The organism is Pseudomonas campi (assembly GCF_013200955.2).
In the GTDB taxonomy this organism is placed as follows: domain Bacteria; phylum Pseudomonadota; class Gammaproteobacteria; order Pseudomonadales; family Pseudomonadaceae; genus Aquipseudomonas; species Aquipseudomonas campi.
The window spans coordinates 1,790,215-1,815,285 of record NZ_CP053697.2; the positions used below are offsets into that span (position 1 = coordinate 1,790,215).

Here is a 25,071-nt window from a genome sequence, read left to right on the forward strand (position 1 = left end):
GGGGGTTAGCGGGGGTAGAGCGGCGGTAGCGGGCTGGGTTCCTGCTGGCTGCTTGGGGCTTCCAGGGCTGGCAGGCTGCGGATGGCCTTCCACAGGCTTTCGCCTTGCCAGTGCTGGCCGCTCTCGCTGTACAGCGCGCCGTTGAGGCCATCCAGCGCATCGGACAGCGGCACGAAGCGGGCGGCCATATCGGCCAGGGTTTCCGGTTGCTGGCGCGCCCAGGCGTCGAGGGCCTGGCGGGTGGCCTGGCTGTCGTTGGCCAGGCAGGCGCGCTTGAGGTCGTCGAGCAGGGTGCGTGGGCTGGGGCCGGTTTGCGCCGTCGGCAGGATCGCCGGTTGGCGCCGAGCGCGCCACCACAGGCCGAAGCCGAGCAGGGTGGTGCAGGCGAGCAGGGCGCTGCTCAGTTGCCAGAGCCACAGCAGCGGCACCTCGCCAACCCCGAGGGGCGCCGGGCTGTCGACCGGAGTGTCCACTTCCAGGGCCGGGTTGATCGCGACTTCCAGGGTGCGGGCCGGCAGGCTGGTGCGTTCCAGGCGGTCCTCGTGGGTGTTCCACCACACCACCTCGACGGGCGCCAGGTCGATCCGTCCGCTGCGGCTGGCGACCAGGGCTTCGCGCTCCTCGCGGCTGCCGATCATGCCGCGTTCGCCGCTCTCGTTATTCAGCAATGGCTGGTCCGGATAGCGGCGCAGGCCGTCGCTCTGGCTGGGGGGGAGCGGCGGCAACTGGGCGCTGGACAGGCCCTCGGCGCGCAGCATGATGTTGCGCGTCAGTGAGTCGCCAGCGCGCACCTTGTTCGGCTCCGGGCTCCAGGCTTCGGCCAGGCTGAGGGCGCGGGCGGGCAGCCACGGCGCATCCTTGGGATAGCTGGCGGGCTTGGCCTTGACCGTCAGCGGGATTTCCGGCGATTTCACCCGGGTCTGCCGGCCGGGGCGCGGGCCGAAGGGGTTGAAGTCGCCATCGGCGGAACGGTCCACCGGCGTGGCGCTGAACAGCTGCGCGGGGATGCTCAGCTCGCCGCTTTTCTGCGGGAAGATCGCATAACGCACTTCGATCACGCCGTGGCGCACGCCATTGATGGTCTTCTCGTAGGTGCGCGGCTCACCCAGCTGCTCGACCAGGGCGTCGGCGACCTGCAACTGGGTCAGGCTGCTGTCGTCATACAGCGATACCGAGTGGTAGATGCGCAGGGTCAGTACCGCCTGGGCCTGCACGTAGACGCTTTCCTGATCCAGGCTGGAGTCGATGAAGATCGGCGCCAGCTTGCCGCCACTGTCGCTGCCGTCGGCCTTGAGGATTTGCAGGGTGATGGCCTGGCTGCTGGCATCGCCCATCTGCAACGGTGGAATCACCACATAGCCGCTTTGCTTGGGCAGCAGGGTGACGATCCAGCGGGTGGTGGCCTGGGTCTTGCCATCGAAGGTGGCCAGGCGGTTTTCCTGGCGCGTGCTGATGACCTCGAACAATGGCTCCAGCGGCGCCAGGTCGGGTTTGCCAAACACCGTGACATCATCCGATTCGAGGATCAGGTCGAGGCTTTCCCCCTCGCTCAGGCGGGCGCGGTCGACCGTGGCGGTCAGGCTGGCGGCGCTGGCCTGCAGGGCGAAGAGGCTGAGAAAGAGGACGCAAAGCAGGCGGCTCATCGAGACTGTTCCTGACGCTGTTGCTGTTCATAGAGAAATTTACGCCGCAGCAGCTCGCCGGGTTCGTCCGGGATCTGCCGCAGCCATTGTTCCAGGGCATCGCGCTGCTCGTCGCCGAGGGCCTGGCCGCTGCCGCCCTGGGCCTCGGCTGCATCACCGTCCTGCGCGGCCTGGGCCTGGTTTTCACTGCTGCCTTCGTCGGGCTTCTGCGCCGAGCCTTCACTCTGTTGCTCGCCCGGCTTGGCGGGTTTTTCGGCAGTCGGCTGCTCGGCAGCGTCTTCTCCGCTCGGCTGCGACTGTGGTTCGCCGGAGGAGGGTTGCTGCTGGCCAGGGCTGCCCGACTGCGGCTGTTCGTTGCCTGGCTGCTGCGGCTCACCCTCTTGCCCGGATTGCTGCTGTTGTTGCTGTTGCTGTTTTTGCTGCTGCAGCAATTGCTCGACCAGGGTCTTGTTCTGCTGCGCGGCATGCAGGTCCGGCTGTTGCTCCAGGGCCTGTTCATAGGCATCGAGGGCCGCTTCCAGTTCGTTGCTCCGAGCCAGGGCATTGCCGCGGTTGTAGTGGGCGCTGGCGCTGTCGCTCTGGGCGAAGCGCTCGGCCGCGGCGGGGTAGTCGCCGGCGCGATAGAGGGCTTCGCCCTGCCACTGCGGATCGGCAAAACGCTCGGCGGCTTCCTTGGGTTTCTCCGCCTGCAGCAGGCGCTGGCCTTGCTGGTCCGGGCGCAGCCACAGGTCGCGGAATTCGAAGGCGTAGCTGGGCTGTGGCAGGGCCAGCAGCAGCGGCAAGCAGAACAGCCAGCCACGGCGTCCGGCACAGGCGGCCAGCAACAGCAGCGGCAGCAACAGCCAGTGGCCCTGGTCGGCCCAGGTGGTCAGCTGGGTTGGTTCGCCGTCTTCGCGCAGGCTCTGCGGGCCGTCGAACAGGCCGAGGCCGCGCAGGTCGCGGTCATCCAGGCTGGCCTGGCGATACTGACCGCCCAGCTCGCTGGCGAAGCGTTTGAGGCCGGCGGCATCCAGGCGCGGCACCAGGATCGCGCCCTGGGCATCCTTGAGGAAGCTGCCGTCTTCGCCGAGGATCGGCGCGCCCTGCGGCGTACCGATGCCGAGGATGCGCAGCTGCGCGCTGCGCTTGCCCAGCACGCGCTGAATGCCGCTGCGCTCGTCCGGGCTCAGTTCGCTGGTGATCAGCAGCAGGCGGCCGCGGCCCTGGGCGCCCTGTTCGAGCAGGCTGATGGCCTTGCTCATGGCCACGTCGGCGCGTCGCCCCGGCTCCGGCATGATCGACGGCTTGAGTGCATCCAGCAGGTTGCTGGCGGTGGCCAGGTCATCGGACAGCGGCACCAGGGTATGCGCGCTGCCGGCATACACCAGGATCGCGGTCTGCGCATCCTGGCGCGCGTGCAGCAGGTCGAGCAGCTTGCGCTTGGCCTGGCTCAGGCGGTCTGGCGCGGCATCGCCGGCGAGCATCGCCGGGGTCAGTTCGAGCATCACCACCAGCGGGTCGGCGCGTTTCTGGCTGGCCTGCTCCATGCGCTGCCAGCTGGGGCCGAGCAGGGCCAGGATGGCCAGCAGCCAGCCCAGGCCAAGGGCGATCCACGGCAGGCGATTCTGCCGCGTGCGCCCGCCGGTGAGCAGGGCGCTCTGGAACAGCGCCGGCAGCAGCAGTTGCCAGCGCCCGCTGCGCCGCTCGCGGTGCCACAGCTGCCAGAGCAGCCAGGCGCACAGGGGCAGCAGAACCAGGCTCCAGGGGCGCAGCCAGTGTGGCCAGAGTGCGGCGAAATCCATCAGCTGTTTCTCCGCAGGCGCTGGCTGAGGGTCTGCAGGCTGTGCGGCCACAATTCATGGGCCACCAGCAGCAGGCTGAGCAGCAGCGCCGCGCCGAGCGACCAGCCGTACAGCGCCAGGGCAGGGCGCGCGCGGGTCGGCAGTTGGGCGGCCGGTTCCAGGTGGTCGAGGGCGGCCTCGATATCCTGCAATTCCTCGCTGGTGCGCGCGCGGAAGTAGCTGCCGCCGGTCTGTTCGGCGATGTCGATGAGGGTCGCTTCGTCCAGGTCGATACCGGGGCTGAGGCCGAGCATGCCCATGATCCCGCTTTGCTCGGGGTCGGCACCGACACCGATGGTGTAGATCTTCACCCTTTCCTCGGCGGCCAGGCGCGCGGCGGTACGTGGCTCGATCTCGCCGCCGTTGTTGGCGCCGTCGGTGATCAGCACCAGCACGCGGCTGTCGGCCGGGCGCTGGCGCAGGCGTTTGACCGCCAGGCCGATGGCGTCGCCGATGGCGGTCTGCGGGCCGGCGATATTGATCAGCGCCTCATCCAGCCAGACCCGCACGGTGTGGCGGTCGAAGGTCAGCGGCGATTGCAGGTAGGCACGGCTGCCGAACAGGATCAGGCCGACGCGATCGCCCTGGCGATCTTCGATAAAGTCGCCGAACAGCTGCTTGACCAGCTCCAGGCGCGAGACTTCCTCGCCGTCCCACTGCATGTCGCGCTGTTCCATGGAGCCGGACACGTCCACCGCCAGCAGCAGGTCGCGGCCGCTGGCCGGCAAGGGCAGCGGCTCGCCGACCCATTCCGGGCGTGCCGTGGCGAGCAGCAGCAACAGCCAGAGCAGGGCGAACGGTGCCTGCTGACGCCAGGCTGGCAGGCTGGCACGGGCGCGGCGGCCGCTGAGGCCTTCCAGCTCGTGGAGGAAGCTGATCTTCAGCGCCGCTTCGCCGCTGTCCGCCACCGGCAGCAGCAGGCGCAGCAGCCAGGGCAGCGGGGCGAGGAGAAAGGCCCAGGGCCAGGCGAACTCAAACATGCTTGCGAATCCAGGTGTCGACGGCCTGGCTGAGGCCGGCGATTGCCTTGTCATCCAGGGTGCAGCCGGCGCGGTAACCACCTTCCACCAGCACCATGTAGCGCGTCAGTCCGGCGGCCGGGCAGCGACTGTCGAGGAAGGCCAGCCAGGCGCGGCCGCTCAGGGTGTGGCTGTGATCCTGCGGGTAGTGGGCACGGCACAGGCGCTTGAGCAGGGCATTCAATTGCTGCAGCCAGGGGCCGGCAGGCACGCCGTCGTAGGGTTTGCTCAGGCGCTCCAGCTCGGCCAGGGCGGCCAGGCGCAGCGGGTCGAGCTGTATTTCGGTCTGTTTCGCCTGTTTCTTCTTGGGCAGGTAGCGGCGCAGGTACCACAGGCCCCAGAGCAACAGCGGCAGCAACACGACGAGCAGCCACCAGCCGGGCGCCGGCGGCCACCAGGCCACAGGCGGCGGGGCGATGGTCGGTTGCAGCTGGTCGAGCGGGTTCACGGGCGTTTCCCCCCGCGCTGCTGGTTGGTCAGGTGCTCACGCAGTTGCTCGACCAGGTCGCTGCCGGTGGACAGCGGCAGCAGCGGCACGCCGAGCTTCTGTGCCAGACGCTGCCAGCGCGCACGGCGCTGTTCGCCGAGGGCGTGGTAGGCGGCGCGCAGGTCGGGGTTGTGGGTGTCCAGTTCGAGCTGCGCGCCGTGCTCGAAGAAACGCAGCAGGCCGGCGGCCGGCAGGGCATGGTCGAGCGGGTCGGAGACCGGCAGCAGGAGCAGGTCGGTGTGCCGGGCGAGCAGGGTCAGTTGCTGCTCGGCGGCATCACCGAGGGTGCGCTCATCGCACAGGATGATCGCCAGGCTGCCGGGCCGCAGCACCTCGCGGGCGCGGCGCAGGGCCAGGCCGAAGGTGTCACGGCCGTTCTGCGCTTCGCCGTGCAGGGCCTGGTTGGCGCGCGCCAGGCGGTTGAGCAGTTGCAGCAGGCTCTGCTTGCTGCGCCGTGGCTTGATCTCGTGGTGCTCGTGATCGCCGAATACCAGGCCGCCGATGCGGTCGTTGTGGGTCAGCGCGGCCCAGCCGAACAGGCTGGCGGCCTGGGCGGCGAGTACCGACTTGAACTGCAGACCGGAGCCGAAGAACAGCCGCCGGCTCTGCTCGACCATGATGAAGATCGGTCGCTCGCGCTCTTCATGGAACAGCTTGGTGTGCGGTTCCTGGGTGCGCGCGGTGACGCGCCAGTCGATGGTGCGCACGTCGTCGCCGGGCTGGTAGACACGCACCTGGTCGAAGTCGACGCCACGCCCGCGCAGCTTGGAGTGGTGCAGGCCGATCAGCGGGCTGCGCTTGGCCGGGGTGGAGAACAGCTGCACCTCGCGCACGCGATGACGCATCTCGATCAGCTCGGCGAGGCTGACGCGGATACCGGGTTGCGTGGGTTGGCTGTGCATGGGGTTAGCGCGTAGCCCGGATGCAATCCGGGAACGAAGTGTGGAAATTCCCGGATTGCATCCGGGCTACGGGGCGATGTTGCGCGCTCTCCCCGTCTCTTTTTATCAAGAGCGGGGAGAGGGCTGGGGAGAGGGCAGTTGGGCTAATTGCCCTCTCCCCCGGCCCCTCTCCCATGAATGGGAGAGGGGAGAAAAGAATCGCGGCGCGCTGCATCACGCCACTGCCACCACATCGAGGATGCGCTGGATCACCCGGTCCTGGTCGATGCCGGCGGCTTCCGCCTCGAACGACAGGATGATGCGGTGGCGCAGCACGTCGAACAGCACCGCCTGGATATCTTCCGGGCTGACGAAGTCTCGCCCGGCCAGCCAGGCATGCGCGCGCGCGCAGCGGTCGAGGGCGATCGAGCCGCGCGGGCTGGCGCCGTAGGCGATCCACTCGGCCATCTCGGGGTCGAACTTGCCCGGGGTGCGCGTGGCCATCACCAGCTGCACCAGGTATTCCTCCACCGCATCGGCCATATACAGGCCGAGGATTTCCTTGCGCGCGGCGAAGATCGCCTGCTGGGTCACCCGGTGTTCCGGCTTGGCTTCGCCGTTGAGCGCATCGCCGCGGGCCTGGGCGAGGATCTTGCGTTCCACGCTGGCATCCGGGAAACCGATCTTGACGTGCATGAGGAAGCGGTCGAGCTGGGCTTCGGGCAGCGGGTAGGTGCCTTCCTGTTCGATCGGGTTCTGCGTGGCCATCACCAGGAACAGCGGCGACAGATCATAGGTGCAGCGCCCGACGCTGACCTGGCGCTCGGCCATGGCTTCGAGCAGTGCCGACTGCACCTTGGCCGGGGCGCGGTTGATCTCGTCGGCCAGCACCAGGTTGTGGAAGATCGGCCCCTGCTGGAACACGAAGCTGCCGGTTTCCGGACGGTAGATCTCGGTGCCGGTGATGTCGGCGGGGAGCAGGTCGGGGGTGAACTGGATGCGGTGGAATTCGGCTTCGATGCCTTCGGCCAGTTCCTTGATCGCCTTGGTCTTGGCCAGGCCGGGAGCGCCTTCGACCAGCAGGTGGCCGTCCGCCAACAGGGCGATCAGCAGGCGCTCGATGAGTTTTTCCTGGCCGAGAATCTGGGTTGCAAGAAAGTGTCGCAGCGCGAGTAGCGCCTCACGATGTTCCATCGAAAATCTTCCTGGAAAGGGACTGACGGGTAGCCGAACACACCCGATCGGGGTGGTAACTCTACTGCATTGCGCGGCGATCTGGCATAGCCGCGGTGGTGCAGTGCCGGCCAGTTCCGTTTTCGCGTGGAAAGGTCGCGGCTCAAGCAGACCCTGGCAGGTCGACTAAGTTCTCTGGCGTTGCCGGCGTGCTGTGCGGCAAGGCGCTGATGCAGCGCAGCGTGCTGTTGGCGCGCGCCGGTCCACGGATATCCGGGGCGCCGAACAGGCGCACGCTGAGGTAATAGGCGAACGCCAGCGGCCAGGCCATGCCGGCCTCGCGCAGCATGCGCATGAATAGCCGGTCGGCCTCGTGCTTGGCCAGCGGGGCGACGTTGAGGTACTGGTACAGCGCGTCATGCACCAGGCTGGCGGGGTGGGCCAGCGGCCAGAACACCTGGCTTTCCTGCACCTGGCCCTGCTGCAGGCGCTGGATGCGATGGAGCTTTTCCCACCAGTCGGGAATGCCGAGGATGGCCACCCAGTAGAACGGCACCTTGGGCGTGCAGCCGTCCCAGGCGTAGGTGTTGCTGCACGTGAAGTCATAGCGGACTTCGCCGTGTTCCAGGTCGACCCGCGAAGGGCCTGGATTGACGATCAGCAGGCCGTCGTGGATCACCAGCCACTCGCTATAGAAGAAGCGCCCGGCCAGGCAGGGCTCATGGCGCAGCAGGGGATAGTCGATGTAGTTGAGCCAGGGGCCGGCATGATCGCGGCAGTGGAAACCCCACTTGGCCACCCCGGCCTGGCGCGCGGCTTCGGCGCGGCGCAGGCGTTCGCTGCGGCCGATCCAGCGCGGCAGCAAGACGCCCAGGTAGACCAGCACGCCACAGGCCAGCAGCAGGGGGATCAGCTGCGGCGCCAGCCACCAGGCCAGGGCCAGCAACAACAGGCCGATGGCGCTGACCAGCAGGTTGCCGAAGTTGCGCACGAGGGAGCGCGTGAGGGGACGGTACTGCATGGTTTCCCTACCAGACTGCGAGGAAGCCGGCACCTTAGCAGCTCAGTTGTGACGCGTGTAGGCGCGCGTTGTGCTGGTTCAGCTGATTAGTCAAAAGCTTCGCGAGCAGAGCTCGCTCCTACAAAGGCCAGCCTTGGCCTGCATGGCGATGAACGAATATGTCGCAGGGCTGCAAGCGTGGTTTCACACGCACTCGCTAAGCTTGCCGTGACCTATGGGTCGCTGTGCGCACTGCTGAGTTTCCATCATGGCCTAGACTTGCCTGGAGCCGGCGGTGCAGCTCTCCTGCCTGGAAGCACGCGCGGCGCCTCCACGAATAACAAGTCCAGCGGAGCATCACCATGGCGTTTTTCACTGCGGCCAGCAAAGCCGACTTCCAGCACCAACTGCAAGCGGCCCTGGCCCAGCACGTCAGCGATCAGGCGTTGCCACAAGTGGCGCTGTTCGCCGAGCAATTCTTCGGCATCGTCGCCCTCGACGAACTCACCCAACGCCGCCTCGGCGATCTGGCCGGCTGCACTCTGTCGTCCTGGCGCCTGCTTGAGCGCTTCGACGCGGCCAAGCCGCTGGTGCGGGTGTACAACCCGGATTACGAGAAACACGGCTGGCAGTCCACCCACACCGCGGTGGAAGTGCTGCACGTCGATCTGCCCTTTCTGGTCGACTCGGTACGGATGGAACTGAACCGCCGCGGCTACAGCATTCATACCCTGCAGAACAGCGTGTTCAGCGTGCGCCGTGAGAAGAACGGCGTACTGCAGGAACTGCTCGCCAAGGGCAGCAGTGCCAAGGGCGTGCAGCAAGAAGCGCTGATGTACCTGGAAATCGACCGCTGCGCCAATGTTGGCGAGCTGCGCACCCTGGAAAAGGCCCTGCAGGAAGTGCTGGAAGAAGTGCGCCTGGCCGTGGCCGATTTTGCGCCGATGAAGGCCCGTGCCGAAGAACTGCTGGCCTGGCTGGACAAGGCCAAGCTCAAGGTCGACGGCGCCGAGCTGGCCGAGATCAAGGTGTTCCTCGGCTGGCTGCTGGATAACCACTTCACCTTCCTCGGCTACGAAGAATTCACCGTGGCCGAAGAGAAGGATGGCGGCCATCTGCTGTATGACGAAAAATCCCTGCTCGGCTTGTCGCGCGGCCTGCGCAAGGGCCTGAAGAAGGACGAGTTGCATATCGAGAAGGAGGCCGTGGAGTACCTGCGCGAGCCGCGTCTGCTGTCCTTCGCCAAGGCCGCTACGCCGAGCCGCGTGCATCGCCCGGCTTATCCGGACTTCGTCTCGATCCGCGAGCTGGATGCCAAGGGCAAGGTGATCAAGGAATGCCGCTTCATGGGCCTGTACACCTCGTCGGTGTACGCCGAAAGCGTCAGCCGCATTCCTTATATCCGCCACAAGGTGGCGGAAATCTCCGAACGTTCCGGTTTCGACCGCAAGGCGCACCTGGGCAAGGAGCTGGAGCAGGTTCTGGAAGTGCTGCCGCGCGACGACCTGTTCCAGACCCCGGTCGATGAGCTGTTCAACACCGCCATCGCCATCGTGCAGATCCAGGAACGCAACAAGCTGCGCCTGTTCATTCGCCGCGACCCCTACGGTCGTTTCGCCTACTGCCTGGCCTATGTGCCGCGCGACGTGTACTCCACCGAGACGCGGGTGAAGATCCAGCAGATCCTCATGGAGCGCCTGGGCGCCAGTGACTGCGAGTTCTGGACCTACTTCTCCGAGTCGGTACTGGCGCGGGTGCAGTTCATCCTCAAGGTCGACCCGAAGAACCGCGTGCAGATCGACCCGGTACGCCTGGAGAAGGAAGTCATCCAGGCCTGCCGTTCGTGGAAGGACGACTACGCCAGTCTGGTCGTGGAAAGCTTTGGCGAGGCCCAGGGCACTCAGGTGCTGGCGGATTTCCCGAAAGGCTTCCCGGCCGGCTATTGCGAGCGCTTCGCCCCGCATTCGGCGGTGGTCGACATGCAGCACCTGCTCAGCCTGTCCGAAGAGCGCCCGCTGGTGATGAGCTTCTACCAGCCGCTGGCCCAGGGCGAGCAGGAGCTGCACTGCAAGCTGTACCACGCCGACACGCCGCTGCCGCTGTCGGACGTCTTGCCGATTCTGGAAAACCTCGGCCTGCGCGTGCTCGGCGAGTTCCCCTACAAGCTGCGCCGCGCCGATGGCCGCGAGTTCTGGATTCACGACTTCGCCTTCACCAGTGCCGAGGGTACGGCGGTCGATATCCAGCAGCTCAATGACACCCTGCAGGACGCCTTCGTGCAGATCGTCGGTGGCGCGGCGGAGAACGACGGCTTCAACCGCCTGGTGCTGACCGCCTCCATGCCCTGGCGCGACGTGGCGCTGCTGCGCGCCTATGCGCGCTACCTCAAGCAGATCCGCCTGGGCTTCGACCTGAGCTACATTGCCGCCACGCTGGTCAACCACGCGGATATCGCCAAGGAGCTGGTGCGCCTGTTCAAGACGCGCTTCTACCTGGCGCGCAAACTGGTCGGCGAAGACCTGGAAGACAAGCAGCAGAAGCTCGAGCAGGCCATTCTCGCCGCCCTCGACAATGTCGCGGTGCTCAACGAAGACCGCATCCTGCGGCGCTACCTGGACCTGATCAAGGCCACCCTGCGCACCAACTTCTACCAGCCGGACGCCGATGGTCAGCCGAAGCATTACTTCAGCTTCAAGCTCAGCCCGCGGCTGATTCCGGACATCCCGCGGCCGGTGCCGAAGTTCGAGATCTTCGTCTACTGCCCACGTGTCGAAGGTGTGCACCTACGCTTCGGCGACGTGGCCCGTGGCGGCCTGCGCTGGTCCGACCGTGAGGAGGATTTCCGCACCGAAGTGCTGGGCCTGGTCAAGGCGCAGCAGGTGAAGAACGCGGTGATCGTGCCGATGGGCGCCAAGGGCGGTTTCATCCCGCGCAAGATGCCGGTGGGCGCCAACCGCGACGAGGTGCTGGCCGAGGGCATTGCCTGCTACCGCATCTTCATCAGCGGCCTGCTGGACATCACCGACAACCTCAAGGACGGCGCCGTGGTGCCGCCGCAGAACGTGGTGCGCCACGATAACGACGACCCCTACCTGGTAGTGGCGGCGGACAAGGGCACCGCGACCTTCTCCGACATCGCCAACGGCATCGCCATCGACTACGGCTTCTGGCTGGGCGACGCCTTCGCCTCCGGCGGCTCGGCTGGCTACGACCACAAGGGCATGGGCATCACCGCCAAGGGCGGCTGGGTCTCGGTGCAGCGCCACTTCCGCGAGCGCGGCATCGACGTGCAAAAGGACAACGTCACCGTCATCGGTATCGGCGACATGGCCGGCGACGTGTTCGGCAACGGCCTGCTGCTGTCGGAGACGCTGCAGATGGTGGCGGCTTTCAACCATATGCACATCTTCATCGACCCTAATCCGGATGCCGCGAAGAGTTTCGTCGAGCGCCAGCGTCTGTTCGACCTGCCGCGCTCCAGTTGGGCCGACTACGACGCCAAGCTGATCTCCGAGGGCGGCGGAATCTTCCTGCGCAGTGCCAAAAGCATCGCTATCAGCCCGCAGATGAAGGCGCGCTTCGACATCAGCGCCGACAAGCTGGCGCCCACCGAGCTGCTCAATGCCTTGCTCAAGGCACCGGTCGACCTGCTGTGGAACGGCGGCATCGGCACCTACGTGAAGTCGAGCAAGGAAAGCCACGCCGACGTCGGCGACAAGGCCAACGACGGCCTGCGCGTCAACGGCAACGAGCTGCGCGCCAAGGTGGTGGGCGAGGGCGGCAACCTCGGCATGACCCAGCTCGGCCGCGTCGAGTACGGCCTGAGCGGCGGCGCCAGCAACACCGACTTCATCGACAACGCCGGCGGCGTGGACTGCTCCGACCACGAGGTCAATATCAAGATCCTGCTCGGCGAGATTGTCGGCGCCGGCGACATGACCGGCAAGCAGCGCAACAAGCTGCTGGCCGAGATGACCGATGCGGTGGGCAGCCTGGTGCTGGGCAACAACTACAAGCAGACCCAGGCCCTGTCGCTGGCCGAGCGCCGCGCCCGCGAACGCCTGCCCGAGTACAAACGCCTGATGGCGGCGCTGGAAGCGGCCGGCAAGCTGGACCGTGCCCTGGAGTTTCTGCCCAGCGACGACGAGCTCAACGAACGCGCTGCCAATGGCCAGGGCCTGACCCGGCCGGAGCTGTCGGTGCTGATCTCCTACAGCAAGATCGACCTCAAGGAAGCCCTGCTGAAATCCCTGGTGCCGGACGACGACTATCTGGCTCGCGAGATGGAGACCGCCTTCCCGGCGCAGCTGAGCAAGAAGTTCGCCGAACCGATGCGCCGTCATCGCCTGAAGCGCGAGATCGTCAGCACGCAGATCGCCAACGACCTGGTCAACCACATGGGCATCACCTTCGTGCAGCGCCTGAAGGAGTCCACCGGCATGAGCGCGGCCAACGTCGCCGGCGCCTATGTCATCGTGCGTGACGTGTTCCGCCTGCCGCACTGGTGGAAGCAGATCGAGGCGCTGGACTACCAGGTGCCGGCCGAGCTGCAGCTGCAGTTGATGGACGAGCTGATGCGCCTCGGCCGCCGGGCTACCCGCTGGTTCCTGCGCAGCCGCCGCAACGAGCTGGATGCGGCGCGCGATGTCGGCCACTTCGGCCCGCGCGTGGCCGAGCTGGCCGGGCGTCTGGACGAACTGCTGGAAGGCCCGGCCCGCGAGCAGTGGCTGGCGCGCTACCAGGGCTTCGTCGAAGCCGGTACGCCGGAGGAGCTGGCCCGCGTGGTCGCCGGTACCAGTCATCTGTATACCCTGCTGCCGATCATCGAAGCGGCGGATGTCACCGGCAAGCCGGCCTCGGAAGTGGCCACCGCCTACTTCGCCGTGGGCGGGGCGCTGGAGTTGTCCTGGTACCTGCAGCAGATCACCAGCCTGCCGGTGGAGAACAACTGGCAGGCCCTGGCCCGCGAGGCGTTCCGCGACGACCTGGACTGGCAGCAACGCGCCATCACCATCGCCGTGCTGCAGATGGCCGACGGCCCGGTTGATGTGGAAGAGCGCGTAGGCTTCTGGCTGGAACAGCACAAGGCACTGGTGCAGCGCTGGCTGGCGATGCTCGCTGAACTGCGGGCGGCCACCGGCACCGACTACGCCATGTATGCGGTGGCCAACCGCGAGCTGATGGATCTGGCGCGTAGCGATCAGCAGGCGGTCAGCATTGCCTGATGCTGCAGGTTTGTCCGTGCCGGCACTGGCCGGTCACGGACGACTCGGTTAGCCTCCGTAAAAAAGTTCGCAGAATCGCCGCAGAGTTCCGTGTTTCGGCACGGGGCTTGCCTTTTCCAGCGGACACCGGAGAAGTAGTCATGACCGACATTCTAATTCTAACGCACGTCGATTATTGTCCTCCGGGCCACCTGGCAGCAGTGCTGGAGGCCCATCAGCTCGACTACACCGTGGTGCGCAGCGACCTCGGTGAACTCGACGGCTACGACCTTGACCGCCCGCATGCCGTGGCGGTGATGGGCGGGCCGATGAGCGTCAACGACGATCTGCCCTGGATCGGTGCAGAAGTTGCCGCTTTGCAGCACATCATCCAGCGCGATATTCCCCTGATCGGCCACTGTCTGGGTGGGCAGATGATTGCCCGTGCCCTCGGCGCGCCGGTGCATCGCATGCCCTATACCGAAGTCGGCTGGCAACCGCTGGTACGCCGCGACAAGGCCAGCCCCAATCCCTGGCTGACCCATCTGCCGAGCGAGTTCCCGGTCTATCAGTGGCACAGCGACACCTTCGGACTGCCGGCCGGTGCCGAGTGGCTGCTCTCCAGCCCCTGGTGCCCGAACCAGGCTTTCGCCTGGGGTGACAAGGTGCTGGCCCTGCAGGGTCACCCGGAAATGACCGAGGCGCTGGTAACCGACTGGTTGCGTGACTGGGCGCACCTGCTCGACGAAACCCAGGCCAGCCAGCAGGGCCTGCGGCAGATGCTGGTCGACCTGCCGGCACGGGTGGCGGCGCTCAATCGGGTGGCGGAGGGCTTCTATCGGCACTGGCTGCAACTGGCGTTCGGCGACTTGCGCCAACCGGCGTGCCCGGCGGCCTAGTTTCGCTGAGTACGGCCCAAGGTGGATAAGCAAAGCGTTATCCACCCTACAGAGCTGAAACAATGCGGGTAATACCGTGCACTTAAGCGCTTTGCTCCCCTCTCCCGTTCACGGGAGAGGGGCCGGGGGAGAGGGGGCAGGCCACTCGTAGTTCGTAGGGCGGGTGAAACCCGCGGGTTTCACCCGCCCTACAGTGCTGGCAGGTTCGCGTAGGGTGGATGGCCACCCCGTGGAAAACTGCGAAGCAGTTTCCTCCGCCGGGCATCACCTACTGGGCATGCAGGTTCTGGTCTAAACAAAAACGCCCCGCTCAGTGCGGGGCGTTTTCAGTTCTGCCTGAAGCTTATTCCTTGACCTTCATGTCCAGCGACAGGTCGCGGGCGGCCTTGGTGGCGAGGATGCCCATCAGCTGGCCGATCTCGTCCTGGCGGCTGGCGCTGGCGCCAGTGCCCGAGCCACCCATCATCACACCGGGTACCGGCGCTTGTGCGGCGGCTTCGGCCCAGACCTTGTTGATCGAGATCAGCGCCTCCAGTTTCGGTTGCAGGGCGCCGTCCGCCTCGATTACCGCTTTGCGTGCATAGGCTTCGGCATCGGCGGTGATCTTGGTGGCGTCGGCGGTGATCGCTGCCTTGTCGCGCAGCAGTTCGGCGGTCTGCTTCTCGATCTCGGCGCGGCCTTTTTCGCGCTCGGCGTTGATCCGCGCTAGCTGCTTCTCGGTCTCGGCCTGGGTGGTGCGCTCGATCTGGTCGCGCAGGGTTTCCTGGCGGCGGGCTTCCACTTCCTTCTCACCGCGGGCGGTGACCAGCAGCTTCTCTTCTTCTTCTTTCAGGCGGTTCTGCCGGGCCACGGCCAGCTCGGCCAGGGCCTGCTGAACCTTGACCATGCGCTGCTTGTACTGCGGGTTGGGGTCGACGTTGGTGATCCGCGCCTCGACCACTTCCACGCCGTATTTGCGGAACTGCTGCTGCTTGCGTACCGGGATGCCCTTGTTGTCCATGACCTTCTCGGTCACGAACTGGCTGGCATTGTTGTCGCCGAAGCTGCCCTGTTCGGTGCCGGCCTGGAGGATCGCGGTCTGGCTCGGCTGGTGGCCGCGCGGGCCACGCACTTCCTTGCGCTTGATCAGGTACAGGCCGTCGTTGAGCTGGTTCTCGAACTCGGCGGCAAACTCGCTGCGCGCGCCGGCGTAGAAATCGTCGGCGCTCATCAGCGAGGCGGTGGCCTGCAGGGTTTCCTTGATCGCCGGAACCAGGGCGGTCTTGATGAAGTTTTCCGGGTTGCGGTACTCCTGGGCGATCTTCAGGAACTGCTCGCCAGCCGGCAGGCGGAAGCGCGCCGAGGATTCGACCTTGGCGTCGACGTTGCCGAGAAACACGATGGGGAAGGCTTCGATGGTGGCGCCGAGCGAGTCGTTGTCGCTGCTGTCGTCGATGGCCAGGGCCTCGGTGAGTACCGATTGCACGCTGAGGGCCTTCTTCCACGCGGTGGCGCGGCCGAACCACTTGGTGGCGTAGCCGACGTCATCGACCACTTTCTCTTCGCCGAAGATGGTCCGCACATGGGTGGCGAAACCGGCCTCGTTATAGAAGAACACCCCGTTGAAGGTGACGAAGCCGATGGCGGCGACCAGTACGGGCACGCCGACGTACTTGATGAGGGAGAGTTTTGCTGAGGCTCCGTTGGAGATTTCCATGATCTGTCCTTGACTGCGGGAAGAGAACGCGAATGCTGCTGAGCCGTCGCGGGGGCGTCAAGTGGCGGCTGGCCAGTATGTGGCGTGCCTCGCGCAGATTGTTTAGAACCTGTTTACGATCTCCTGACTCGCGGCCAGACCGCGTTAAAAACGGCCTCGGAATGCTCATTTACAGTTCGTAAACTGCGCTTCCTCGGCCGTTTTTGCCTTGTCTGGCTCTAATTCAGAAGATCGTAAACAGGTTCTCAGGCGAGCGGGAAGGGCGCTTGCTGGTAGCCGTTTTCGTCGATTTGCAAGGCCCAGCCCTGCTTGTCCCAGTCACCGAGGACGATGCGCCGGGCGGCCTGGCCAGCGACCTGCAGCTCATGCACCGCCGGGCGATGGGTGTGACCGTGGATCAGGGTGCGCACGCCGTACTCGGTCATGATCTGCGGCACTTCGGTCGGGGTCACGTCGACGATCTCGCTGGCTTTCATGGAGGTCTGCGCGCGGCTTTCGTTGCGCAGCTTGCGCGCCAGCTTGTGGCGGGTGGCGAGCGGCAGGTTGCGTAGGATGAACAGGCTAAGCGGGTTGCGCAGCCAGCGGCGCAGCTTCATATAGGCCAGGTCCTGGGTGCACAGGCTGTCACCGTGCATCAGCAGCACCGGCTCGCCATCGAAACGCACCAGGCTTGGGTCTTTCAGCAGGGTACAGCCGGCTTCGCGGCAAAAGGCTTTGCCGATCAGGAAGTCGCGGTTGCCATGCATGAGGAAAATTTGCGTGCCGCTGTCACTCAGCTGGCGCAGGGCACGGGCGATCTCGTGCTGGAAGGGCGTCATGCCATCATCGCCGATCCATACCTCGAAGAAGTCACCGAGGATGTACAGGGCTTCGGCCGCTCTGGCGCGGCCGGCGAGGAAATGCACAAACGCCCGGGTCAGGTCCGGGCGTTGCTCTTCCAGGTGCAGATCGGAGATCAGCAGGATCATCGACTTACTCGACGATTTCGGCTTTCTCGATGATCACGTCGTCTACCGGTACGTCCTGGTGGCCGGATTTCATGGTTGTGGCCACGCCCTTGATCTTGTTGACCACGTCCATGCCGTCGACCACTTCACCGAACACCGCGTAGCCCCAGCCCTGTACGGTCGGCGCGCTGTGGTTGAGGAAGCTGTTGTCGGCAACGTTGATGAAGAACTGCGCGGAAGCCGAGTGCGGCTCCATGGTGCGGGCCATGGCCACGGTGCCGACCTTGTTGGCCACGCCGTTGTTGGCTTCGTTCTTGATGGTGGCGCGGGTGGCTTTCTGCTTCATGCCCGGCTCGAAACCGCCGCCCTGGATCATGAAGTTGCTGATCACGCGGTGGAAAACGGTGCCGTCGTAATGACCGCTCTTCACATATTCCTTGAAGTTGGCCACGGTTTCCGGGGCCTTGTCTTCGAAGAGTTCCAGGGTGATGACGCCGTGGTTGGTGTGCAGCTTGATCATGGGATTCACTCTTGAGTTACGGGCAAAACGGCCAGAATGGTGCGGCAGCGGAGCAGGCGGGGCCTGTTTTCGCGCCATAGGGTCACGCCCGGTCGCTTTGCGGCTGTCAGGGGGTTGACGGGTTGGGTATCATACGGGCTTTGTTTTGACCGGCCTACCCTGAGAGCCCGTCTCGGATCTGCTGCGCGTCGGCGATACGGCGTTAAAAGCAGCCTCGGAATGCTCATTTACAACTTGTAAACTGCGCTTCCTCGGCTGCTTTTGCCTTGTCTCGCTCTAGCTCGCGAGATCCGAAACAGGCTCTGAGCCGCGCATTCGCACCTAAGGACATCATGAGCAAGCCCACCGTCGAAAAAGCTGCCAACTTCCTGCTGCCCATCGTCCAGGCTGACCTGGACAGCGGCAAGCACGCCAAGATCATCACGCGCTTCCCGCCGGAGCCCAACGGCTACCTGCACATCGGCCACGCCAAGTCGATCTGCCTGAACTTCGGCCTGGCCCAGGCCCTCGGCGGCGAGTGCAACCTGCGCTTCGACGACACCAACCCGGCCAAGGAAGACCAGGAATACATCGACGCGATCAAGAGCGACGTCGAGTGGCTGGGCTTCAAATGGGCCGGCGAGGAGCGCTACGCCTCCAACTATTTCGACCAGTTGCATGCCTGGGCCATCGAGCTGATCAAGGCCGGCAAGGCCTTCGTCTGCGACCTGAATGCCGAGGAAATGCGCGCCTACCGCGGCAGCCTGACCGAGCCGGGCAAGAACAGCCCGTTCCGCGAGCGTTCGGTGGAAGAGAACCTCGACCTGTTCGCCCGCATGAAGGCCGGCGAGTTCGCCGATGGCGCCCGTTCGCTGCGCGCCAAGATCGACATGACCTCGCCGAACATCAATCTACGCGACCCGATCCTCTACCGCATCCGCCACGCCCATCACCACCAGACCGGTGACAAGTGGTGCATCTACCCGAGCTACGACTTCACCCACGGCCAGTCGGACGCCATCGAGGGCATCACCCACTCCATCTGCACCCTGGAGTTCGAGGATCACCGCCCGCTGTACGAGTGGTTCCTCGAACAACTGCCGGTGCCGGCGCAACCGCGCCAGTACGAATTCGCCCGCCTCAACCTGAACTACACCATCACCAGCAAGCGCAAGCTCAAGCAGCTGGTCGATGAAAAGCATGTGAATGGTTGGGACGATCCGCGCATGTCGACCCTGTCCGGCTTCCGTCGCCGCGGCTACACGCCGGCGTCGATCCGCAACTTCTGCGACATGATCGGCGTCAATCGCGCCGGCGGCGTGGTCGATGTCGGCATGCTCGAATTCGCCATCCGTGACGACCTCGATGCCAACGCTGCGCGCGCCATGTGCGTGTTGAAGCCGCTGAAAGTGGTCATCAGCAACTATCCAGAAGGCCAGGTCGAGAACCTCGAACTGCCGCGCCATCCCAAGCAGGACATGGGCGTGCGCGTGCTGCCGTTCAGCCGCGAGATCTACATCGACGCCAGCGACTTCGAGGAAACCCCGCCGGACGGCTTCAAGCGCCTGATCCCCGGTGGCGAAGTGCGCCTGCGTGGCAGCTACGTGATTCGCGCCGACGAGGCGATCAAGGATGCCGCCGGTAATATCGTCGAGCTGCGCTGCTCCTACGACGAGAACACCCTGGGCAAGAACCCGGAAGGCCGCAAGGTCAAGGGCGTGATCCACTGGGTGCCGGCCGCCGAGAGCGTGGAATGCGAAGTGCGCCTCTACGACCGCCTGTTCCGCTCCGCCAACCCGGAGAAGGACGAGGAGGGCGGCAGCTTCCTCGATAACATCAACCCGGATTCGCTGGTGGTGCTGCAAGGCTGCCGCGCCGAGCCGTCGCTGGCTAACGCCGCGGCGGAAGAGCGCTTCCAGTTCGAGCGCGAAGGCTACTTCGTTGCCGATCTGAAGGATTCCAAGCCTGGCGCCCCGGTATTCAACCGCACCGTCACTTTGCGCGACTCCTGGGGAGCCTGATCTATGGCGTTGTCCATCTACAACACCCTGAGCAAGACCAAGGACATCTTCCAGCCGCTGGAAGGCAACCAGGTACGTATGTACGTGTGCGGCATGACCGTGTACGACTTCTGCCACATTGGCCACGCCCGCGTGATGGTGGCGTTCGATGTGGTCACCCGCTGGCTGCGTCAGCGCGGCTATGACGTGACCTACGTGCGCAACATTACCGACATCGACGACAAGATCATCAAGCGCGCCCAAGAGAACGGCGAGCCGTTCGAAGCCCTGGTTGAGCGCATGATCGCCGCCATGCACGAGGACGAAGGTCGTCTCAACGTGCTGCGCCCGGATATCGAGCCGCGTGCCACCGGGCATATCGCCGGCATGCACCAGATGATCCAGACCCTGATCGACAAGGGCTTCGCCTACGCCCCGGGCAATGGCGACGTGTACTACCGCGTCACCAAGTTCGAAGGCTACGGCAAATTGTCCCGCCGCAAGATCGACGAGCTGAAGATCGGCGCACGCATCGAGGTCGACGAGATCAAGGAAGATCCGCTGGACTTCGTCCTGTGGAAAGGCGCCAAGCCGGGCGAGCCGAGCTGGGATTCGCCCTGGGGCAAGGGCCGTCCGGGCTGGCACATCGAGTGCTCGGTGATGTCCACCTGCTGCCTGGGCGAGACCTTCGACATCCATGGCGGCGGCCCGGACCTGGTGTTCCCGCACCACGAAAACGAGATCGCGCAGAGCGAGGCGGCCACCGGCAAGCTCTACGCCAACGCCTGGATGCACGCCGGCGCGGTGCGCGTGGATGGCGAGAAGATGTCCAAGAGCCTGGGCAACTTCTTCACCATCCGCGAGGTACTGGAGAAGTACCACCCGGAGGTGGTGCGCTACCTGCTGGTGTCCAGTCACTACCGCAGCCCGATCAACTATTCCGAAGACAGCCTCAAGGAAGCCAAGGGCGCCCTGGAGCGCTTCTACAATGGCCTGAAAGGTCTGCCCGAGGCTGCGCCGGCCGGTGGTGAGGAGTTCGTCGAGCGCTTCGCCGTGGCCATGGACGACGACTTCAACTCGCCGGAAGCCTGCGCCGTGCTGTTCGAGATGATTCGCGAGGTCAACCGCCTGCGCGAGTCGGATCTGCCTGCCGCCGAAGGCCTGGCCGCTCAGCTCAAGCAGTTGGCGGGTGTGCTCGGTGTGTTGCAGCTGGAGCCGGATGTTTTCCTCCAGGCCGGTGCCACGGGTAAGGTCGACGCCGCCGAAGTCGAGGTACTGATCGCTGCGCGCCTGCAGGCGCGTGCCGAGAAGAACTGGGCAGAAAGCGACCGCATTCGCGACCAGATCACCGCCATGGGTGTGGTGCTTGAAGACGGCAAGGGCGGCACCACTTGGCGCCTGGCCGAGTAAGCTGTTCGCTGTAATGAGCAAGGCCGCTCTAGAGCGGCCTTTTTCTTTTCTACATGGTGGCTCAGTCGAGCCGGTAGCGGGCCAGTTCCTGGGGCGAGAGCACGCGCATCTTGCTCGGTTCAATGCGGCTCATGTCTTCGGCCAGGCTGGTCGGGATGTTCATCTCACGCCAGTAGGCGCTCGGGCTGTAGCGTGCAGCGCTGCTGCTGCGCTCGGATAGGGCCGAGTCGCCGCTCGGGTAGTAGGGGCGGTGCAAGCCGACATAGCCACGTACGTTCTTGTCGCGCCCGGCAGCCAGTAGGTAGACGCAGGTGCCCTGGCAGATGCCATTGCTGGGCACCAGTGCATCGAAACCGGTTTCCCGCAGCAGGCGGCCCATGCGGATGGCTTCCTGCACGCTGCCGCCTATGCTGTCTAGCACCACGATCTTCTTGGCGAACTTGCCCGGATTCTGCCGGAGCCCCTTGAGCAGGGTCTCGTAGTCGTTCGGGGCGATCTCCTCGAAGATCTTGACCGCCAGGATCCGGCCGACAGTCGTGTGCTGCACGGGCTGGACTTCGACTTGTGCGAACGTGGCTGTCGAGTAGAGCGTGGCAGTGGCGAGCAGGGCGCTGCGGAGGGTGGTGCTGATCAAAAGCGTGTCTCGGCTGAAGGTGAGTACAGGTCGCTGAAGATACCTGCAAGCGCGCGTAACGCCCAGATTGGAATGCATCCAGTAATCGTGTGGCATTCGCAGGGGCCCCTGCCGCAGCCTTTTGCCGCAGCACAAAAACTTGCCGCTGGCGCGCGGTTTTCGTTAGCTTGCAATCTTTTCGCCGAGCTACGACCGTTTCGCAGTAGTCGCATCATGGAAGAGAAGTAGAGATGACGTGCCCGCAAGATTCGCAAGCCCTGTACGAGCAAAACGATCCACTGGATCGGCGTTTGCAGGCGCGGCGCCTCGGCCAGATCGCCAATGTGCAGTGCGTCGTGCTGCTGCTGATCGGCCTGCAGACCGTGTTGGCGCAGAGCTGGCTGAACACCGTGCTGGTGCTGCTGGCGCTGATCCTGGTGCTGGTTGGCCAACAGCTGAACCGGCGCGGGGCAACCGCGGCGGCCATCGTGCTGGTGCTGGTCTCACTGACGGGGTTGGTCACGGTGTCCCTGTGGTTCAGTCAGGGGCTCTATAGTGGAGTGCTGCTGGCCTATCCGGCCATCCTCATCGTGGCCGGCATGGTGGCGTCGCTGCGGCTGTTCATCGGTCTGCTGCTGAGCATGTTGGCTTCGGTGGCCGGCATGACCTACGCCTCACTCAGCGGTCTGCTGGTGTTCGAGCCCTGGCCGATCGGGGTCGGGCGGATGATCAATGTCAGCTGCATCCTGGTGATGTGCGCGATGGCGGTGTGGCTGCTGGCCAATGACCTGCGCCGCACCTTGCTGCGCCTGCAGCAGGAAATTGTGCGGGTGAAAGATTCCCAGGCCAGCTTCACCCATCTGGCCCGGCACGATGCGCTGACCAATCTACCCAATCGCCTGTTGATCAGTGACCGCATGGAGCAGGCCATCGGTCAGGCGAGGCGCTACAAGAAGCGCGTGGCCTTGCTGTTTCTCGATCTGGACAACTTCAAAACCATCAATGATTCGCTGGGGCATGCCGCCGGCGACGAGCTGCTTAAGGAAGTGGCGCTACGCCTGCAAGGGGTGATGCGTGACACGGATACGGTCAGTCGCCAGGGTGGTGATGAGTTCCTCATGGCGCTGGCCGATGTGGATGACCCGGCAACGATTTCTGCCATGACGACGCAGGTGCAGGCCGAGCTGGCGCGCCCCTTTGCTTTGAAGGGGATGCAGATCGTCACCTCGATCTCCATCGGTATCGCTCTGTTTCCCGAGGATGGCGACGACTTCGATACGCTGCTCAAGCATGCGGACATGGCCATGTACCAGGCCAAGTCGGCGGGACGTAACGGTTTCTGCTTCTTCGATGCGCAAATGAACGCCGACACCCGTGAGCGCCTGAGTCTGGAGCTGGATCTACGCCAGGCGCTGGTGCGCGGTGAGTTCGTCTTGCACTACCAGCCCATCGTCGACATCCACAACGGGCGTCTGCTGGCGGCCGAGGCGCTGGTCCGCTGGCAGCACCCGGTGCTGGGGATGATCGCGCCGGATCGGTTCATTCGGGTGGCCGAACAGTCGGGGTTGATCGTCGAGATTGGCGAGTGGGTGCTGAACGAGGCCTGTCGCCAGATGATGCTTTGGCAAGCTGCCGGTCTGCCGCGCTTTGTGGTCTCGGTGAATCTTTCTGCGGTGCAGTTTCGCCGGGGCAATCTGGAGGCGTTGATCGGTTCGGCCTTGAGCCGCTTCGGTTTGAATCCCAGCTGTCTCGAGCTGGAGTTGACCGAGTCGATCCTGCTGCAGGATTCGGCGGCGTTCATCGACATGCTCTACCGCCTCAAAACGCTAGGCGTGAAGCTGTCGATCGATGATTTCGGTACGGGCTATTCCAACCTGGCCTATTTGCAGCGGTTTCGCGTGGACAAGCTGAAGATCGATCAGTCTTTCGTGCGCACGTTGCTGGGCAATACACAGGATCAGGCCATCGTCACGGCGATCATCCAGATGGCCAAGAGCCTTAACCTACTGACCACGGCCGAAGGCATCGAGGATGACTCGATTCGGCGGCTGCTGGCCGAGCTGGGTTGTGATCAGGGGCAGGGCTACCTGTTTGCCAGGCCGCTGCCTGCCCAGGAGTTCATGGCGTTTGCCCAGAGGACGCAGTTGCCGGCGTAGCCTGCCTCGCTCGACAACTGAAAAGAAAACGGCACCCGCGGGTGCCGTTTTTTTGGATATCACCTGTTCAGGCAGGCGATGCCCTTACACGTGCAGGTGTTCTGCCGCGTAGAGGGTGTTTTCCAGCAGGCAGGCGCGGGTCATCGGGCCCACGCCGCCTGGTACTGGGGTGATCCAGCCGGCGCGTTCGGCGGCGACGTCGAACTCCACGTCACCGACTAGCTTGCCGTCGGCCTGGCGGTTGATGCCGACGTCGATGACGATGGCGCCCGGCTTGATCCATTCGCCTTTGACCAGTCCTGGCTTGCCGGCCGCCACGACTACCAGGTCGGCATTGGCCAGGTGGCCCGGCAGATCCTTGGTGAAGCGGTGGGTGACGGTCACGGTGCAGCCGGCCAGCAACAGTTCCAGGGCCATCGGTCGGCCGACGATGTTGGAGGCGCCGACGATCACTGCATTCAGTCCGTGCGGGTCGACACCGGTGCTTTGCAGCAGGGTCATGATGCCTTTCGGCGTACAGGGGCGCAGCAGGGGGATGCGCTGGGCCAGGCGGCCGACGTTGAAGGGATGGAAACCGTCCACGTCCTTGTCCGGGCTGATCCGCTCGAGCAGTTGCGAGGCGTCCAGGTGGGCCGGCAGCGGCAGTTGCACGAGGATGCCGTCGATGGCCTGGTCGTCGTTCAGGTGATCGATCAGGGCCAGCAGCTCGCCCTGGCTGGTGCTGGCGGGCAGGTCGTGGGCCACGGAGACGAAGCCGACTTCCTCACAGTCCTTGCGCTTGTGCGAGACATAAACCTGGGAGGCGGGGTCGCTACCGACCAGGATCACGGCCAGGCCTGGGGCGCGCAGGCCTTGCTGGCGGCGTTCGACAACGCGTTGGGCAATTTGCTGGCGCAGGCTGGCGGCTATGGCTTTGCCGTCGATCAGTTGTGCGGTCATGGCGCGTGGTTAACCATCAGGAAGGATTGAAAAAGGGCGTGCATTCTCGCACGGCGGGGCGGTTGGGCAAAGGCGCCACCCGGCGAATTTCCTGTAACTCCTTTATCTCGCTGAATTTTTTTAACTTTTAGTGTTGACGCTATGGCGGCGCCTCTATAAGATTCGCCCCGCTTGTCGAGCACAGCCAGTCGCTGGGTAAGACGGCAAAAGCGAAGCCTCCGGGCCTAGCCGAAGCCGAAGCTTCAAGTCTGCGCTAGCAGATGAACAAGCGCCCGTAGCTCAGCTGGATAGAGCATCCGCCTTCTAAGCGGATGGTCGCAGGTTCGAGTCCTGCCGGGCGTGCCATCTGGCAGTCAGGCACAAGCATCGCAATATGGTGGGCGTAGCTCAGTTGGTAGAGCACAGGATTGTGGCTCCTGGTGTCGAGGGTTCGATTCCCTTCGTCCACCCCATATTCGAGAAAACGCCAGGCCACTAGGCCTGGCGTTTTTGTTTCAGCGCTATACCACGCGGACGTGGTGAAATTGGTAGACACACCAGATTTAGGTTCTGGCGCCGCAAGGTGTGAGAGTTCGAGTCTCTCCGTCCGCACCATCTTTTCTTCCTTATATATACCTCGCCGTTCCTGCGTCTTTTCCGCAGGTGACTTCTGCTATTCGACCCACTAGAATGCATGCCCTTGATT

17 protein-coding genes and 3 tRNA genes are annotated in these 25,071 nt (G+C 64.7%); 8 read left to right on the forward strand and 12 right to left on the reverse strand.

Annotation, left to right across the window (positions count from 1 at the left end):
• Positions 1-5 precede the first annotated feature (5 nt).
• The 7 genes from HNE05_RS08315 to HNE05_RS08345 form a co-directional block, all read right to left on the reverse strand.
• A complete protein-coding gene (locus HNE05_RS08315; protein ID WP_173205497.1) occupies positions 6-1,643 on the reverse strand; it encodes a BatD family protein in 1,638 nt (545 codons plus the stop codon).
• Positions 1,640-3,424 carry a VWA domain-containing protein gene (locus tag HNE05_RS08320; RefSeq protein ID WP_173205500.1) on the reverse strand — a complete coding sequence of 595 codons (1,785 nt, stop codon included), beginning with the start codon at positions 3,422-3,424 and terminating at the stop codon, positions 1,640-1,642. Before HNE05_RS08320 ends, HNE05_RS08315 begins: the two co-directional genes overlap by 4 nt.
• On the reverse strand, positions 3,424-4,443 hold the full coding sequence (locus tag HNE05_RS08325) for a vWA domain-containing protein (protein ID WP_173205503.1): 1,020 nt from the start codon (positions 4,441-4,443) through the stop codon (positions 3,424-3,426). Before HNE05_RS08325 ends, HNE05_RS08320 begins: the two co-directional genes overlap by 1 nt.
• Positions 4,436-4,930, reverse strand: a complete 495-nt coding sequence (locus HNE05_RS08330; RefSeq protein ID WP_173205506.1) for a DUF4381 domain-containing protein — start codon at positions 4,928-4,930, stop codon at positions 4,436-4,438. The genes HNE05_RS08325 and HNE05_RS08330 overlap by 8 nt, the downstream gene beginning before the upstream one ends.
• On the reverse strand, positions 4,927-5,871 hold the full coding sequence (locus HNE05_RS08335; RefSeq protein ID WP_173205509.1) for a DUF58 domain-containing protein: 945 nt from the start codon (positions 5,869-5,871) through the stop codon (positions 4,927-4,929). Before HNE05_RS08335 ends, HNE05_RS08330 begins: the two co-directional genes overlap by 4 nt.
• 213 nt (positions 5,872-6,084) lie before the next feature.
• A complete protein-coding gene (locus HNE05_RS08340; protein WP_173205513.1) occupies positions 6,085-7,044 on the reverse strand; it encodes an AAA family ATPase in 960 nt (319 codons plus the stop codon).
• A 142-nt stretch (positions 7,045-7,186) separates the two neighbouring features.
• Positions 7,187-8,044, reverse strand: a complete 858-nt coding sequence (locus tag HNE05_RS08345) for a DUF1353 domain-containing protein (RefSeq protein WP_173205516.1) — start codon at positions 8,042-8,044, stop codon at positions 7,187-7,189.
• A 341-nt stretch (positions 8,045-8,385) separates the two neighbouring features.
• On the opposite strand from HNE05_RS08345, the gene HNE05_RS08350 reads away from it, so the two are divergent.
• Entirely contained in the window at positions 8,386-13,248 is a 4,863-nt protein-coding gene (locus tag HNE05_RS08350) for an NAD-glutamate dehydrogenase (protein ID WP_173205519.1), read from the forward strand.
• Between the two features lie 140 nt (positions 13,249-13,388).
• Positions 13,389-14,126 (forward strand): type 1 glutamine amidotransferase, encoded by a 738-nt coding sequence (locus HNE05_RS08355; protein WP_173205522.1) that lies wholly within the window; start codon positions 13,389-13,391, stop codon positions 14,124-14,126.
• Positions 14,127-14,469: 343 nt separating this feature from the next.
• On the opposite strand, the gene HNE05_RS08360 is transcribed toward HNE05_RS08355, so the two are convergent.
• The 3 genes from HNE05_RS08360 to HNE05_RS08370 all read right to left on the reverse strand — a co-directional run bounded on the left by HNE05_RS08360 (position 14,470) and on the right by HNE05_RS08370 (position 17,289).
• The gene (locus HNE05_RS08360) at positions 14,470-15,822 is read right to left on the reverse strand and encodes an SPFH domain-containing protein (protein WP_173205525.1); all 1,353 of its coding nucleotides are present in this window, start codon (positions 15,820-15,822) and stop codon (positions 14,470-14,472) included.
• 245 nt (positions 15,823-16,067) lie between these two features.
• Positions 16,068-16,790, reverse strand: coding sequence for a UDP-2,3-diacylglucosamine diphosphatase (lpxH, locus tag HNE05_RS08365; RefSeq protein ID WP_173205528.1), 723 nt, complete (start codon positions 16,788-16,790; stop codon positions 16,068-16,070).
• 4 nt (positions 16,791-16,794) lie between these two features.
• Positions 16,795-17,289: a peptidylprolyl isomerase gene (locus tag HNE05_RS08370; protein WP_173205531.1), complete on the reverse strand. Its 495-nt coding sequence runs from the start codon at positions 17,287-17,289 to the stop codon at positions 16,795-16,797.
• Between the two features lie 332 nt (positions 17,290-17,621).
• Between HNE05_RS08370 and HNE05_RS08375 the strand changes: the two genes are divergently transcribed.
• On the forward strand, positions 17,622-19,289 hold the full coding sequence (locus HNE05_RS08375; RefSeq protein ID WP_173205534.1) for a glutamine--tRNA ligase/YqeY domain fusion protein: 1,668 nt from the start codon (positions 17,622-17,624) through the stop codon (positions 19,287-19,289).
• A gap of 3 nt (positions 19,290-19,292) precedes the next feature.
• Entirely contained in the window at positions 19,293-20,678 is a 1,386-nt protein-coding gene (cysS, locus tag HNE05_RS08380; RefSeq protein WP_173205537.1) for a cysteine--tRNA ligase, read from the forward strand.
• Positions 20,679-20,739: 61 nt separating this feature from the next.
• Here cysS and HNE05_RS08385 read toward each other — a convergent pair whose 3' ends face one another.
• Positions 20,740-21,312, reverse strand: coding sequence for a COG3904 family protein (locus HNE05_RS08385; RefSeq protein ID WP_420826995.1), 573 nt, complete (start codon positions 21,310-21,312; stop codon positions 20,740-20,742).
• A gap of 230 nt (positions 21,313-21,542) precedes the next feature.
• Between HNE05_RS08385 and HNE05_RS08390 the strand changes: the two genes are divergently transcribed.
• Complete coding sequence (locus HNE05_RS08390) at positions 21,543-23,447, forward strand: putative bifunctional diguanylate cyclase/phosphodiesterase (protein WP_173205540.1); 1,905 nt, start codon at positions 21,543-21,545, stop codon at positions 23,445-23,447.
• Between the two features lie 84 nt (positions 23,448-23,531).
• Here HNE05_RS08390 and folD read toward each other — a convergent pair whose 3' ends face one another.
• Complete coding sequence (gene folD / locus HNE05_RS08395) at positions 23,532-24,386, reverse strand: bifunctional methylenetetrahydrofolate dehydrogenase/methenyltetrahydrofolate cyclohydrolase FolD (RefSeq protein ID WP_173205543.1); 855 nt, start codon at positions 24,384-24,386, stop codon at positions 23,532-23,534.
• A gap of 268 nt (positions 24,387-24,654) precedes the next feature.
• Here folD and HNE05_RS08400 point away from each other — a divergent pair.
• The 3 genes from HNE05_RS08400 (at position 24,655) to HNE05_RS08410 (ending at position 24,980) form a co-directional block, all read left to right on the forward strand.
• Positions 24,655-24,731 (forward strand) — tRNA-Arg (locus HNE05_RS08400).
• A gap of 31 nt (positions 24,732-24,762) precedes the next feature.
• A tRNA-His gene (locus HNE05_RS08405) sits at positions 24,763-24,838 on the forward strand.
• Positions 24,839-24,895: 57 nt separating this feature from the next.
• Positions 24,896-24,980 (forward strand) — tRNA-Leu (locus HNE05_RS08410).
• The last annotated feature ends 91 nt before the right edge of the window (positions 24,981-25,071 follow it).